Origin of the sequence: Pseudomonas sp. 10B238, assembly GCF_000970615.1 — a bacterium.
Taxonomy (GTDB): Bacteria; Pseudomonadota; Gammaproteobacteria; order Pseudomonadales; family Pseudomonadaceae; genus Stutzerimonas.
In genome coordinates, this window is sequence record NZ_KQ033931.1 from 48512 (window position 1) to 63822 (window position 15311).

Sequence of the window (15311 nt, forward strand, 5' to 3'; positions counted from 1 at the left end):
AAAACTGCACGAGCAGTGGCACAAACAACTAGATTGGAATCGCTCGCATTTGCATCATGCTACAGCTTCGTGCGCTATGTCGCAGCATGCAAGCAATGCCCCTAGCAAGCCCCTCAATTAATAACAGCGAACCCTAGCGCCTAATCCCGCGTCTACTTAAGGAGACATTCATCCATATCGAGGAGGCGCCATGCACCCCACTGCAGCCCAGGCCAAAGGCGAAGTCAGCCGAGGCATCACCTGGCTCGCTCGAAGCGGCTACGCCGCACGAGGCGTTGTCTATCTGATTGTCGGCATATTTGCCTTTATGGCCGGCATCGGCAGCGGAAATACCGTCGGTACCAAAGGCGCCATTCAGAAATTATTAGGGCAGCCCTTCGGGGAGACCTTGCTCTGGATCATGGTTGTCGGACTCGTGGCTTACGTGGCGTGGCGCCTAACTCAGGCGATTACCGACCCGGAAGGCCATGGCACCGATGCCGAGGGCTTAGTGATCCGTGCAGGTCTCGTAGGAGGTGCCGTGGCCTATACCCTGCTTGCCCTATTCACCCTTGGGCTGCTTGGTAGCTCCATCGGCGGATCAGGCGGCAGCGGAGGGTCAGGCGGCGATTTCCTCTCAGGCCTGCTTGGTTGGAAATACTCGAACTACCTGATTTATCTGGTTGCGCTGGTACCCTTGGGCGTTGGTATTGCCCACATCATCAAGGGCTGGAAAGCCAAGTTCGAAAAGTACTTCTACGCATCCGAACACGTCATGAAATGGGTTCGCCCCATTTCCCGCGCAGGTCTCATCGCACGCGGCGTCGCCTTTCTCGTTGTTGCCGGCATGCTCTTCACAGGTGGCAGCCACTACGAGCCAACCAACCCGCCGGGCCTGGAAGACGCTCTGAACGCTCTGCAAAACTTGCCCTTCGGCACGTTCTGGCTATCGCTGGTTGGCCTTGGATTGGTGGCCTTCGCTATTTACAGCTTCTCCGAAGCGATTTGGCGCCGTATCGATACGCCGGCCGTCATGCACTGACTGGCACGCTGCAAAGCAGAAGCCCCGGCAACCCGGGGCTTCTTGGTTTTTATCAGACCGCTTGCTGAATCATTCCCACTCAATAGTCGCCGGCGGCTTGCTCGATACGTCGTATGTCACGCGCGAGATACCGTCGATTTCGTTGATGATGCGGTTGGAGACCTTCTCCAGCAGCTCATACGGCAGATGTGCCCAGCGTGCAGTCATGAAGTCGATGGTTTCTACCGCACGCAGGGCGACGACCCAGGCGTAGCGGCGACCATCGCCGACGACACCCACCGACTTAACCGGCTGGAACACCACGAAGGCCTGGCTGGTCTTGTGGTACCAGTCGAAGTTGCGCAGTTCCTGGATGAAGATGTGGTCAGCACGACGCAGCAGGTCGGCGTATTCCTTCTTCACTTCGCCGAGGATGCGCACGCCCAGGCCCGGGCCTGGGAAGGGATGGCGGTAGACCATGTCGTAAGGCAGGCCGAGTTCAAGGCCGATCTTGCGGACCTCGTCCTTGAACAGCTCGCGCAGGGGCTCGACCAGCTTGAGGTTCATCTCCTCCGGCAGGCCACCGACGTTGTGGTGCGACTTGATTACATGGGCCTTGCCGCTCTTGGCACCAGCGGACTCGATGACGTCCGGGTAGATGGTGCCCTGAGCGAGGTACTGGATGTTGTCGAGCTTGCTGGCCTGGGCATCGAACACGTCGATAAAGGTACGGCCGATGATCTTGCGCTTCTTTTCCGGATCAGCTTCGCCGGCGAGGTTATCGAGGAACTGGGCTTCGGCGTCGGCACGGATCACCTTGACGCCCATGTTCTCAGCGAACATCGCCATTACCTGGTCGCCTTCGTGCAGGCGCAGCAGGCCGTTGTCGACGAACACGCAGGTCAGCTGATCACCGATGGCCTTGTGCAGCAGTGCCGCAACCACCGAGGAGTCGACACCGCCGGACAGACCGAGCAGCACGTTGGCCGAACCGACCTGATTGCGAACCTGCTCGACCAGATCATCGACGATGTTGGACGGCGTCCACAGCGCTTCGCAGCCGCAGATTTCCAGCAGGAAACGCGACAGAATGCGCCCGCCCTGGCGGGTATGGGTCACTTCCGGGTGGAACTGCACGCCATAGTAGCGACGGTCATCATCCCCCATGGCAGCAATTGGGCAGCTCGGTGTGCTGGCCAGGATGTGGAAGCCTTCCGGCAGCGTCGTTACTTTGTCGCCGTGGCTCATCCAGACGTCGAGGCCGAAGACGCCGTCATCGTCCATATGATCTTCGATGCCGTCGAACAGCTTGGACTTGCCGACCAAGTCGACGCGCGCGTAACCGAACTCGCGCTCATCCGAACCCTGCACCTTGCCGCCGAGCTGCTCCGACATGGTCTGCATGCCGTAACAGATACCGAACAGCGGTACGCCGAGATCGAACACGGCCTGCGGCGCGCGCGGGCTACCTTCGGCGTGCACGGACTCCGGGCCGCCAGCCAGGATGATGCCGCGCGGCGCGAAGTCGCGAATGTCCTCATCGCTCATGTCGAACGGATGCAATTCGCAGTAGACGCCGAGTTCGCGCACGCGACGGGCGATCAGCTGGGTGTACTGCGAGCCGAAGTCCAGAATCAGGATGCGGTGAGCATGAATGTCTTGATGGGCCATTTTTTTCCCCTGGAAAAAACGGCTGAAGGCTGAACGCAAGCGGCTGAACGAGACATTGCCCATCCAGCCGCTCGGCGATCAGCCTCCAGCGACAGAAATATCAACCAACCCGGTAGTTGGGCGCTTCCTTGGTGATCTGCACATCATGCACATGGGACTCGGCCATGCCGGCACCGGTGATGCGCACGAACTGCGGGTGGGTGCGCATGTGATCGATGGTCGCGCTACCGGTATAGCCCATGGAGGCGCGCAGGCCGCCCATCAGCTGGTGAATGATTGCTGCCAGCGAGCCCTTGTACGGCACGCGCCCTTCGATGCCTTCCGGCACCAGCTTTTCGGCACCAGCGGAGGAATCCTGGAAGTAACGATCCGACGAACCCTGCGCCTGGGACATGGCGCCCAGCGAGCCCATGCCGCGGTAGGCCTTGTAGGAGCGGCCCTGGAACAACTCGATCTCGCCCGGAGCCTCCTCGGTACCGGCAAACATCGAGCCCATCATCACGGCATTGGCGCCGGCCACGATGGCCTTGGACAGATCACCGGAGAAGCGGATGCCGCCATCGGCGATCATCGGCACGCCGGTGCCTTCGAGCGCGGCGGAGACGTTGGCGATCGCGGAAATTTGCGGCACGCCGACACCGGCGACGATTCGCGTGGTGCAGATCGAACCTGGGCCGATGCCGACTTTGACCGCGTCGGCGCCAGCCTTGACCAGGTCCAGCGCGGCTTCGGCAGTGGCGATGTTGCCGCCGATGACCTGGACCTGCGGGAAGTTATCCTTGACCCAACGAACGCGATCGAGCACACCGCGAGAGTGGCCGTGTGCGGTGTCGACGACGATCACATCGACGCCGGCAGCAGCCAACGCTTCGACACGTTCAGCGGTATCAGCGCCAGTCCCAACGGCAGCACCGACACGCAGGCGGCCCTGATCATCCTTGGAGGCCAGCGGGTAAGTCTTGGCCTTCTCGATATCGCGGAAGGTCACCAGGCCGCGCAAATGGAAATTGCCGTCGACCACCAGCATCTTTTCGATGCGGTGCTCGTAGAGTTTGGTTTTGATTTCCTCGAGCCCAGTGCCTTCCTGAACGGTGATCAGCTTTTCCTTCGGCGTCATGATCGCGGCAACCGAATCACCGACGTTCGGCGTGAAGCGCAGGTCGCGCCCGGTGACGATACCCACCAGCTCTTTGCCCGAGACAACAGGGAAGCCAGAGAAACCAAGCTCCCGCGCCTTGCGCAGCAGTTCGCTGATCTTGGTTTCAGGCGTCACGGTCGCCGGATCGTGAACGATGGCCGTCTCGTGGCGCTTGACCTTGCGCACTTCGGCAGCCTGCTGCTCGACATTCATGTTCTTGTGAATGATGCCGATGCCGCCTTCCTGCGCCATGGCGATGGCCAGACGGGCTTCGGTGACGGTGTCCATTGCCGCCGAAACAAGGGGAATGTTCAGCTCGATTTCGCGGGTCAGGCGGGTCTTGAGGCTGACATCCTTCGGCAGGACCTCGGAATATCCCGGGATCAGGAGAACATCATCGAAAGTCAAGGCTTCTTGGCTGATACGCAGCATGGCGGGGGCTCCCAGGCGGGAAAAAGGAAGCGCGGCATTATACCCACGCACACCATTACGCTCAATGCAGTTGTAAGGTCCGCCGCGCGCGTTCCGCTTCGCTACGTCGAACAAATGACTGACCGGTCACCGCTACGCGACCACCACCGCCACCTTGAATCCCAGTCGTCCAGCGAACTCGTCAAGAAAGGGCTGGGCAAATACAGCCTCGCCCCAACCGTTGAAGATGAAGCCAAGATTGGAAAAGCCGCAAGCCGGAAGGAACAAGAAGCCGTTGATGTCATCCTCGTACCCGCATTCCGGACAGGTGAAGGTGTCGGTCTGTGCAGGCATCCACTCGTCGAGACTCTCGAACAGCGCCTCACCAATCTCTTGCCGACATTCAGGGCATCCAGCCTCCTCGGCAAACGCCCGGGTCGGCGTGTAGATGCAGCGCTTGGTCACAACCTCCAAGCCATTGATCGGCTCAGCGAACGGCAACCGCTCAGGGTGCAGCACAACGTTGCGCGCACCCGACCCAAGCGCATAGGCCATGCCGCCAACACCGCGCCCACAGGTGGTTGGCAGCGCCTCGACGATGCGCCGCTCGGCAAGCCAACGCAGGATCATTCGCGCCTTGGCTTCATGGCCAGGAAAGGATGAGATACGCGGCACGACGATCGCTTGACTGTGACTCATGACTGACTCGAAAGGAGGCGAATAAAGCGGCGCAGCTTAATGACTACTGGGCGCAGGTCAACGACGCGGCGTCGCCTGTTGTCCGTTTGGCCATTCGCCCTCAGCGCCTAACCACAGTTTTCCCTTATCATCCCGGCATGCTCAAAGATCCTTTCCAACGCCTCAATCTCGACCGTGAAGTGCTGACCGTCAGCCAGCTCAACGGTCGCGCGCGGCTTCTGCTCGAAGATGTCTTCGCCCAGGTGTGGGTAGAAGGCGAAATATCCAATCTGTCCAAGCCGGCATCCGGCCACGTCTACTTCACGCTGAAGGACAAGAGCGCCCAGGTGCGCTGCGCGCTATTCCGACAGAACGCCTTGCGTGTGCGTCAGGCATTGCGCGACGGCCTCGCGGTAAAAGTACGCGGACGGGTGTCCTTGTTCGAGGGCCGCGGCGACTACCAGTTGATCCTCGACAACGTCGAGCCAGCGGGCGACGGCTCGCTGCGCCTGGCCTTCGAAGCGCTAAAAGAGAAGCTAAGCGCCGAAGGCTTGTTCGACGCCGCCGGCAAGCGCGCCCTGCCCGCTCACCCGCAACGTATTGGCATCGTCAGCTCGCCCACCGGTGCGGTGATCCGCGACATCATTTCGGTGTTCCGTAGACGTGCGCCGCATGTTGCCCTGACGCTGGTACCGACCCCGGTCCAGGGCCGCGAAGCGACGGCACAAATCGTCCGTGCGCTGGAACTGGCCGACCGTGGCGGCTTCGATGCGCTGATCCTGGCGCGCGGCGGCGGCTCATTGGAAGACCTGTGGTGCTTTAACGAAGAAGTGGTCGCACGCGCCGTGGCAGCCTGCGAGACGCCGATCGTTTGCGCCGTAGGTCATGAAACCGACGTTTCCATTGCCGACTTCGTCGCCGACGTACGCGCACCGACGCCTTCCGCGGCAGCCGAACTCCTGGCACCCAGCAGCGCCGACGTGCGCCAGCGACTCGATGGCCTGCGCCAGCGCTTGCTGCTGCGGATGCGGGACCGTTTACACCGCGAGGCATCGCGCCTCGAAGGCCTGACACGCCGGCTGCGACACCCCGGCGAGCGCCTGCAACAACAGGCCCAGCGCATCGACGATCTTGAACAACGCCTGCTGCGCGGCATCGACCGTCGCCTCTGCGCCGGGCAGGAGCGCCTCGCCCGCCTCGAAACACGCCTTGCGGGCCAGCACCCAGGCCGAAACCTGAACCTGTTACGCCAACGCCTCGATCATCTGGCCAGCCGCCTACCCCGAGCAATGCAGGACACCCTGAAAGGCCATCGCCAACAGTTACAGGGACTGGCGCAGACACTGAATGTCGTCAGCCCGCTCGCCACCTTGTCACGTGGCTACAGCATCCTGCTCGACGAGCGCGGCCAGGCTATTCGGCATGCGGGCCAGACCCAGCCCGGTCAACGACTCAAGGCGCGTCTGGGCGAAGGCGAGCTGGACGTCAGGGTCGAAGACAACCATCAGACGCCCGTCACCTTGTCACTGCTGGACTAACCCACTTTTTGCCCAGGACTCTTATGCGTTTTGCCCTTGCCCTGCTGCTCTGCCTTTCACTTCCCGTCCACGCCGAAGGTTTTCTCACCCGCCTGCTGAACAAACCCGTACCCGGCGGCGTCGCGGTAATCGACCTCGGTAACGATGCCAGCGCGCCAACAGCACGGTACGACGGCAAACCCGTGCTGGTGGTACGCGAAGATGACCAGCGCTGGATCGCCGTTGTCGGCATCCCGCTGTCGGTCAAAGCCGGTCAGCAGTCGCTGGACGTCAACGGCCAGGCACATAGCTTCCGTGTCGAACCGCGCACCTACCGCGAACAGCGCATCACCTTAAAGAACCAGCGCCAGGTCAACCCCAACCGCGCCGACCTCAAACGTATCGAGCGCGAACTGGACGAACAGACACGGGCCTATAGGCAGTTCAGCCCACGCCAGCCCAGTAACCTGTTGTTCGACAAGCCGGTCAACGGTTCGCTGTCCTCGCCGTTCGGGCTGCGCCGCTTCTTCAATGGTGAAGAGCGCAACCCGCATTCCGGGCTGGACTTCGCTGCGAAGGCCGGTACACCGATCAAGACACCGGCGGCCGGCAAGGTCATTCTCACCGGCAATTATTTTTTCAATGGCAAAACCGTGTTCGTCGACCACGGCCAAGGCCTGATCAGCATGTTCTGTCATTTGTCGCAGATTGATGTGAAGGTCGGCGACGAGCTTTCCCGTGGTGCCGTGCTCGGCAAGGTCGGCTCCACCGGCCGAGCCACCGGCCCGCATCTACACTGGAACGTCAGCCTAAACGATGCACGGGTCGACCCGTCGATCTTCATCGGTGCGTTCAAACCCTGACCCGCCCCAAGGACCCCTTATGCTCATCAATGCGCAGGATTCGACGCTTGTCATCATTGACATTCAGGAACGGCTATTCCCCGCCATCGAAGACCACACCACGTTGGCCGAGCACAGCGCCTGGCTGATCCAGGTTGCCCAACGCGTAGGTGTGCCGGTGCTGGTCACCGAGCAGTACAGCAAGGGCCTCGGGCCTACGATCGCAGCCCTGCGCGATGGCATGGCTGACGAGGCGATCATCGAGAAGCTGCATTTTTCCGCAGCGCGCGATGGCGAACTGTTCAGACGTCCCGGTGGCGACCGCAAGCAGTTCATCATCAGCGGCATCGAAACCCACATCTGCGTGCTGCAGACGGTGCTCGACCTGCTGGCTCGCGGCAATCAGGTATTCGTGGTCGAAGAGGCTGTCGGATCGCGCCGCGCCAGCGACAAAGCGCTTGGTCTGGCACGCATGCAACAAGCCGGTGCCAGCATCGTTTCGCGCGAAATGGTTGCGTTCGAGTGGATGGAACAGGCAGGGACCGACCTCTTCCGCTCGATTAGCCGCGAGTTCATCCGCTGACAGGACACCCCCTGGCATGTGGTTGTGGTCTGACGCCAACTGACGGAGCGGTACGATGCAGGAAGAAATGAAGGTCTGGCTGGAATGGCTGGGCGAGCATGCCGAACTGGAGACGCTGGTCGCCAGCGCGGCGCTGGTGTTCGCGGCCTGGCTGGCCAACTGGGTGGTCAAGCGGATCCTGGTGAGCGGTCTGTACAAAATACTGCGCAGCACTCGCGAAACTCAGCTGCAAGATTTCGGCATCATTCGCCGGTTGTCCAACATCGTGCCGGCACTGGTGCTGTCGATTGGAGTGAATGCCGTACCGGGCCTGCCGGAAGCGGCCGTCACCGTCGTGCGCAATGTCTGCGGCGGCTTCATCGTGCTGACCATCGCCCTCGCCCTGGGTGCGCTGTTGGACATCATCAACATGATGTACCAGCGCCGCGCCGATGCGCATGTGCACCCCATCAAGGGCTATCTGCAGGTGGTCAAGATCGTGCTGTACGCGGTCGCCACCATCCTCATCATCGCCACCCTGATCGACCGTTCGCCGCTGATCCTGCTGTCCGGCCTTGGGGCCATGGCGGCGGTACTGATGTTGATATTTCAGGACACCATTCTGTCATTGGTGGCCAGCGTGCAGATCACCTCCAACGACCTGATCCGTGTTGGCGACTGGGTGGAAATGCCGCAGCTAAACGCCGACGGCGATGTCATCGACATTGCTCTGCATACGGTAAAAGTGCAGAACTGGGACAAGACCATCAGCAACATCCCGACCAAGCGCTTTATCAGCGACTCGTTCAAGAACTGGCGGGGCATGCAGGAAAGCGGCGGCCGCAGGATCAAGCGCAGCCTATTTCTGGATCAGCAAAGCGTGCATTTTCTCAGCAGCGACGAATGCGAGCGCCTGCATCGTTTCAACCTGCTCGATGAATACCTCACCGAAAAACGCCGAGAGATTGACGAGTGGAATGCCAAGCTTGAAGAGCGCGGCAAGGAGCCGGTGAATACTCGACGCATCACAAACATTGGCAGCTTCCGTGCCTACGTGGAGCGCTACCTGCGCAGCCATGGAGGCATTCACCAGGGCATGACCCTGATGGTGCGCCAACTCAGCCCTACTGCTGACGGCTTGCCGCTCGAGATTTACTGTTTCACCAACACCGTCGCCTGGACCCAGTACGAGGCGATCCAGTCAGACATTTTCGATCACCTACTGGCGATCCTGCCCGAGTTCGGCCTGCGCGTGTTCCAGCACCCGAGCGGTGCGGACATGCGCGAGGGCTATGGCTCGGTCAGCCAGCTGCTTAGCCGACCGATGCCGCAGTTGCCCCAACCGAGCGACCGGCGCGACGACGACAAGACCCAGGACGGCTGATTGCAGCCAGGCAGTGGAAAACCACCGCTGGCTGCTTCATGCCTGCTGAAAATGCGTGTCAGAAGCTCATGTCGACCCGCGCCCAATAGGTGCGGCCCGGCTCGTTGACACGACGGGTTGCGTCGAGCCCGTAGTCGGCGAAGCCAGCGCTGCCGGCCAGGTTGAGGTGCTCGCTGTAGGCTTTGTCCAACAGATTGTCCACTCCCGCGCTTAACTTGAAGTGCTGATCCAAACGATAGGCACCGTTGACCGCCAGCACGCCAAAGCCGGCACTCTCGTCGAAGTCCTTGCCGACGACGGTGCCCTGGTTTTTTGCAACCCTGCCCTGCGACGCGACCACTCGCCAGAGGCCACTGGTGCTCCAGTCGTCACGCTCGTAAGTCAGGCCAAACCGCCCCTCCAGCGGTGGGATCTGCGGCATGGCACGGTCATCGCTGCGGTTCTTTCCCCATGCGTAGGCAAGGCTCGCATCGCCTTTCCAGTTGCGGGTGAACCGGTAGCTTGCGCCCATCTCGCCACCGGCAATGGCGGCGTCAATGTTGCTTACCTCCGCGCGGAGCATGCTGGGCATCACGCCGGGCACATAGCTGAACAGGATGTAGTCTTCGACCAAACCGGCGTACGCGGAGACCCAGGCTTGCAGCGGGCCATCGGCATACTGCAGGCCGATATCCAGCTGCGTGGTCTTCTCCGGCCGCACCGAATCGAACGGCTGCACGCTGCCGACCGGACCGGGGTTGGAGACGAACAGCTCCCAGTAATCGGGGAACCGCTCGGCATGACCGAGGCCGGCGTACCCGGTGACCGGCATGCTGGCGAGCTCTTTTTCGTAGCGCATGAAGCCGCTGTAGAGCGTGTCACGCCGGGTGTCCCCTGCCGTCGGATTGGTCCAATCCTGACTGACCGGCATGCCCATCATGTTCTTCAGCGTCGGGTGATGGCTGTTGAAGAATGCTCGCTCATCGGTCGCCTCGTGCAGATCCAGCCGCAAACCGCTGATGACTTTCTCGCGTTCGCTGAGTTGCCAGGTCAGCTCGCCGAACAGGCCGTAACTGTGCAGGACGGCATCCGGCACCCAGGGCAGCGCGTCGCTACCCGCCGCCGCCACCATCTGATTGACCGCACCGGTCGGGTTCATGACCTTGCGATGCTCGCTGCGCTGCGCATCAATGCCGGCCTTCAAGTCGACATCGGACCATTGCCAGGTTCCGACCAGCCGGCCACCGAGCGTGCGGCGGTCGACCCGCGACAGGGTCGGCTGGGTCATCATCATTGTCGGAACGAAGTCGCGCAGGCTGTAGTTGTCCATGACGTGGTCGGCGTAGTTGTAATAGACCTGCGCCTCCAGCCCGTAGAAGGTCTCGCCGATATTGGTCTTCTCGAAGCGCAGCCCGAGACTTTCACGCTGGAACTGGCTGCCATCCATGCCCCGTCCGGCGTAGCGGGCGAAGCCGTCGCCACGGCCTGCGGTCAGCTCGACCAAGGTGTCCGCATCCGGCATCCAGCCGAGCGCGACATCGGTGTTCCATTTGTCATAGCGCGACGGCACGGTATCGCCATCGCCGTCCGCGTAGTCGTCAGCCTGCGAGCTGTTGGCCATCAGCCGCGCGTAGCCCTGTGTGCTACCGGCGGCGGCGTCCAAGTTGCGGTCGAAGCGACCGTTGGAGCCGGTCAGCAGACTGGCGTTGAGGCGGTAGTCGGGTTCGCTGAACTGCTCCGGCTCGCGCTCGAAAAGCACCGTGGCCGCCGAAGCGCCGGGGCCCCAGAGCACGGTTTGCGGCCCTTTGATGACGGTTAGCTTGTCGAAGGTGTCCGGGCTGATATAGGAGCTCGGCGAATCCATGCGGTTCGGACACGCACCAAGCATTTCGCCGCCATTGCTGAGCAGTTTCAACCGAGAGCCGAACATACCGCGGAACACCGGATCGCCGTTTACTCCACCGTTGCGCACCGCGGAGAAGCCCGGAATGGTCTTCAGATAATCCGCGCCGTCGCTGGCCGGCATTGGCTGGCGCGGGATCTTCGGATCGGTGACCACTTTAAGCAGGGATTGCTGCGCCACGCCGGTAATGATCATGGGCGTGAGCTGGATGGTCGATTCGGGGTTGGCTTCAGCGGCCATGCCATGACCCGCCAAGGCGCTTAACAGCGCGAGGTGAGCCAACTGCCAACGCAAGCGCAAAGGATGCAGGGAAAGGTTGACGGGCAGACGCGAGGCTACCGCCCGCACAGGGGTGATTCTGGACATAAAGATCTTCCACTTCTGAGATTTAGGAGGAGCCGCGCGTTAGCGGCTCGGAAATCAGCAGTGGAATACGGGTGGCGCCCGCGCATGTCCGCCGGTGAGGCGTGGCATGGCCGGCAGCGGCTGTTGAGGAATCAGCCGTGCGTAAACAGGCGCGAAATGAGGCAACGCAGGTGCGAAGGCCAGCACCAACGGCGGACTCAGCGTCAACAGCTCACAGTAACCGCAGAGGTCGAGCGAAGCGAGCCAGGCCGGCTGGCTATCCGAGCGCGATGGAGAATGCACCGCTGTCGGATGAGCTTTTGCATCGTGATGATGATGCTGGTGCGCGATCGGAGCTGCAGCGTCGGGCTGGGCAGCCTTAAGCTGCGACGCTGAATAGAGCGGTCCCACATGGATCATCAGCATGGCAAAAAGGCCAAGCCAGAGACCCGCTGTGAACTGTCCTTTGCGTCTCACGTAAATCCTGCCGTGGATCGGCTACTGCTCATCGTGAGCCGGATGATCGCACGCCCCGAGGCGCAGGGTGAGTGCGACACGGGGCCGCAATCGAGCCGAGCAATCAATCTTCGATTACGGCGACCAATCGACTGCTTATTTTCCTTTATGGATTTTTATTAGTGTTTTTCACCATTTTTTTCAAGACAGTTGCAATACCCGATAGGTGCGCCCTACATTCGGACCATAAATACGCATCGACCTGCTCTGCCCTCCCTGCTTCGCGCCGCGCTTCGGGGAGCTGCTCAAGGAAATCGCCATGACCATGCTCAAAGATCCTTCAAACAAATATCGCGCGTTTCCGGTGATCAATCTGCCTGACCGTACCTGGCCATCGCAGACCATCACTCAGGCTCCGATCTGGCTGAGCTCCGATTTGCGCGACGGCAACCAGTCGCTGATCGAGCCGATGGACGCGGCGAAGAAGATGCGTTTCTTCAAGACGCTGGTGCAGATCGGCCTGAAGGAGATCGAAGTGGGCTTTCCCTCGGCATCGCAGACCGATTTTGATTTCGTTCGCGAGCTGATTCAGGGCGGGCACATTCCGGATGACGTCACCATTCAAGTGCTGACCCAGGCTCGCGAGGACCTGATCACCCGCACCTTCGAATCGCTCAAGGGTGCCAAGCGGGCCATCGTTCATTACTACAACGCGACGGCACCGAGCTTCCGCCGCATCGTGTTCAACCAAGACAAGGCTGGTGTGGTGAACATCGCCGTCGCCGCTGCGCAGGTGGTCAAGCGTCTCGCCGATGCGGCGCCGGAAACCGATTGGCGCTTCGAATATTCGCCCGAGGTGTTCAGCTCCACTGAGACCGACTTCGCCGTCGAGGTCTGCAACGCGGTGATCGACGTATTCCAACCGACGCCTGAGAAGAAGCTGATCCTCAACCTGCCGGCCACCGTTGAGGCCGCCACTCCGAATATCTATGCCGACCAGATCGAATATTTTGGCCGCCAGATCAACAAGCGCGACTGCGTGCTGATCAGCCTGCACACCCACAACGACCGCGGCACGGGCGTTGCTGCCACCGAATTGGGCCTGATGGCCGGGGCGGATCGCGTCGAGGGCTGCCTGTTCGGCAACGGCGAGCGCACCGGCAATGTCGATCTGGTGACCATAGCGCTGAACATGTACAGCCAGGGCGTCGATCCGCAGCTGGATTTTTCCGACATCGATGCCGTGCGCAAGGTCGTCGAGGAGTGCAACCAGCTGCCGGTCCATCCGCGCCATCCCTATGTCGGCGATCTGGTCCACACAGCCTTCTCCGGCTCGCACCAGGACGCGATTCGCAAAGGCTTCAGCCAACAGGATCCGAATGGCCTGTGGGAAGTGCCCTACCTGCCAATCGACCCGGCTGACATCGGTCGCAGCTACGAGGCGGTGATTCGCGTCAACAGTCAGTCCGGCAAAGGCGGCATCACCTACTTGCTGGAGCAGGAGTACGGCATCAGCTTGCCGCGCCGGATGCAGATCGAGTTCAGCCAGGTGGTGCAGAAGGAAACCGATCGTCTGGGACTGGAGATGAACGCCAAGCAGATCTACTCCCTGCTGGAGGGTGAATACCTGCAAGCCACGGCGCCGTACGCCCTGAAGAGCCATCGTTTGCAGGAAGAAAACGGCACCAGCGCCGTGGAGGTGGAAGTCACCAGCGAGGGTGAAACCATGCACTGGCGCGGGATCGGCAAGGGGCCGTTGGAAGCGCTGGTCGCCGGTTTGCCGGTGAAGCTGGAGATCATGGATTACCACGAGCACTCGATCGGTGCCGGCAGCAATGCACGGGCCGCGGCCTATATCGAAGTGCGTCTGGATGGCGAGCGCCCGCTGCATGGCATCGGCATTGACGAAAACATCACCACCGCCAGCATTCGCGCGTTGTTCAGCGCCCTCAACCGGGCACTGCGTGAGGCCGAACTGAAAGCAGCCTGACCTGAGATGGCGGGTTCTGCTTAGGGCCCGCCACGCTACAACTAGAGCCGCCTGGGAGGCGGCACGATGGCCCACCGCTTGCCGCTACTCTGACGGCAGCATTTGCTCCCGACCCACCGTTTCGTCGTTGCATGACAGACGAGCAATCCCTCGCCAAAGAACCCGGCGCATCACGTACCGAACACCTGCGCCTGGGCCAGGTCTATCTCATTCCAGCAGAAATGCGTGAGTCATCGGCAGGATTGTGCAACCGGTCCTGTTCGCTATAGGCATAGGCTTGAGCACTTCCGCCACCCGATAAAACGCCACAGGAGCGCTCATGAGCACAACCATCGGTTACGCCGCATTTGATCCAAGCACACCACTCGCACCTCATACCTTCTCGCGCCGTGCCGTAGGGCCGAACGATGTGCAGATCGACATTCTCTTCTGCGGCGTCTGCCATTCGGATCTGCACACCGCCCGCAACGAATGGCACAACACCCTCTACCCCTCCGTTCCGGGCCACGAGATCGTTGGCCGGGTCAGTGCCGTTGGCGAGTCGGTCAACCGCTTCAAGGTCGGCGACATCGCTGGCGTCGGCTGCCTGGTCGACAGCTGTCAGAGCTGCCCCTCTTGCGGCGAGGGCCTCGAGCAGTATTGCGAGAATGGTTTTGTCGGCACCTACAATGGTCCCGCGTTCGGCGGTGGCGAGAACACCTTTGGCGGCTATTCCGACAACATCGTGGTGAACGAGAAATTCGTCCTGCGCATCTCGCATACCGAAGACAAGCTTGCCGCTGTCGCGCCCTTGCTATGTGCAGGCATCACCACCTATTCGCCGCTGCGCCAGTGGAAGGTGGGCCCTGGTCAAAAGGTCGGCGTGGTCGGTCTCGGAGGCCTTGGGCACATGGCGGTAAAGATCGCCAATGCCATGGGCGCGCATGTCGTGCTGTTCACCACCTCGCCCGACAAGAAGGAAGACGCCCTACGCCTGGGTGCCAGCGAAGTCGTAGTGTCGAAGAACCAGGACGAGATGAGCGCGCACCTGAACAGCTTCGACTTCATTCTCAATACCGTTGCAGCGCCCCACAATCTTGATGCTTTCCTGTCGCTGCTCAAGCGCGACGCGACCATGACCCTGGTGGGCGCACCGGCGTCGCCGCATCCCTCGCCGAGCGTGTTCGGCTTGATTTTCAAGCGCCGTCGTTTGGCCGGCTCGCTGATTGGCGGCATTGCCGAAACCCAGGAGATGCTCGACTTTTGCGCCGAGCACAACATCGTCTCGGACATCGAGATGATCGATATCCAGACCATCAACGAGGCCTACGAGCGCATGCTCAAGAGTGACGTGAAGTACCGCTTCGTCATCGACATGGCCTCGCTGAAGTCCGCGTAATCCACCCACCACGGGCGCGCCTGGCCGAAGCGCGCCCGTGATCAAAAACAGCGGGTT

At 61.2% G+C, this 15311-nt stretch carries 12 protein-coding genes; 7 read left to right on the top strand and 5 right to left on the bottom strand.

The window, feature by feature from the left end; genetic code table 11:
- Window positions 1-190 precede the first annotated feature (190 nt).
- On the top strand, window positions 191-1021 hold the full coding sequence (locus RT21_RS08740; RefSeq protein WP_046162439.1) for a DUF1206 domain-containing protein: 831 nt from the start codon (window positions 191-193) through the stop codon (window positions 1019-1021).
- 69 nt (window positions 1022-1090) lie between these two features.
- Here the strand turns inward: RT21_RS08740 and guaA are convergent, their stop codons facing one another.
- From guaA to RT21_RS08755, 3 genes are all read right to left on the bottom strand, one after another.
- Entirely contained in the window at window positions 1091-2671 is a 1581-nt protein-coding gene (guaA, locus tag RT21_RS08745; protein ID WP_045431660.1) for a glutamine-hydrolyzing GMP synthase, read from the bottom strand.
- A 100-nt stretch (window positions 2672-2771) separates the two neighbouring features.
- On the bottom strand, window positions 2772-4241 hold the full coding sequence (guaB, locus tag RT21_RS08750; protein WP_045425305.1) for an IMP dehydrogenase: 1470 nt from the start codon (window positions 4239-4241) through the stop codon (window positions 2772-2774).
- Window positions 4242-4373: 132 nt separating this feature from the next.
- A complete protein-coding gene (locus RT21_RS08755; RefSeq protein WP_046162440.1) occupies window positions 4374-4919 on the bottom strand; it encodes a hypothetical protein in 546 nt (181 codons plus the stop codon).
- Window positions 4920-5056: 137 nt separating this feature from the next.
- Here RT21_RS08755 and xseA point away from each other — a divergent pair, with 137 nt between their 5' ends.
- From xseA to RT21_RS08775, 4 genes are read left to right on the top strand one after another with little or no spacing between them, the layout of a single operon-like run.
- Window positions 5057-6436 (top strand): exodeoxyribonuclease VII large subunit, encoded by a 1380-nt coding sequence (xseA, locus tag RT21_RS08760; RefSeq protein WP_046162441.1) that lies wholly within the window; start codon window positions 5057-5059, stop codon window positions 6434-6436.
- Window positions 6437-6459: 23 nt separating this feature from the next.
- A complete protein-coding gene (locus tag RT21_RS08765; RefSeq protein WP_046162442.1) occupies window positions 6460-7278 on the top strand; it encodes a M23 family metallopeptidase in 819 nt (272 codons plus the stop codon).
- 19 nt (window positions 7279-7297) lie between these two features.
- The gene (locus RT21_RS08770) at window positions 7298-7840 is read left to right on the top strand and encodes a hydrolase (protein WP_045425295.1); all 543 of its coding nucleotides are present in this window, start codon (window positions 7298-7300) and stop codon (window positions 7838-7840) included.
- 55 nt (window positions 7841-7895) lie between these two features.
- On the top strand, window positions 7896-9203 hold the full coding sequence (locus tag RT21_RS08775) for a mechanosensitive ion channel family protein (RefSeq protein WP_046162443.1): 1308 nt from the start codon (window positions 7896-7898) through the stop codon (window positions 9201-9203).
- Between the two features lie 58 nt (window positions 9204-9261).
- Here RT21_RS08775 and RT21_RS08780 read toward each other — a convergent pair whose 3' ends face one another.
- Window positions 9262-11451, bottom strand: coding sequence for a TonB-dependent copper receptor (locus RT21_RS08780; protein ID WP_046162444.1), 2190 nt, complete (start codon window positions 11449-11451; stop codon window positions 9262-9264).
- Between the two features lie 54 nt (window positions 11452-11505).
- Window positions 11506-11907, bottom strand: a complete 402-nt coding sequence (locus RT21_RS08785; RefSeq protein ID WP_046162445.1) for a DUF2946 domain-containing protein — start codon at window positions 11905-11907, stop codon at window positions 11506-11508.
- A gap of 298 nt (window positions 11908-12205) precedes the next feature.
- Between RT21_RS08785 and leuA the strand changes: the two genes are divergently transcribed.
- Together leuA and RT21_RS08795 are read left to right on the top strand one after the other, a co-directional pair.
- The gene (leuA, locus tag RT21_RS08790) at window positions 12206-13876 is read left to right on the top strand and encodes a 2-isopropylmalate synthase (protein ID WP_046162446.1); all 1671 of its coding nucleotides are present in this window, start codon (window positions 12206-12208) and stop codon (window positions 13874-13876) included.
- A gap of 319 nt (window positions 13877-14195) precedes the next feature.
- A complete protein-coding gene (locus RT21_RS08795; RefSeq protein WP_045425283.1) occupies window positions 14196-15254 on the top strand; it encodes an NAD(P)-dependent alcohol dehydrogenase in 1059 nt (352 codons plus the stop codon).
- The last annotated feature ends 57 nt before the right edge of the window (window positions 15255-15311 follow it).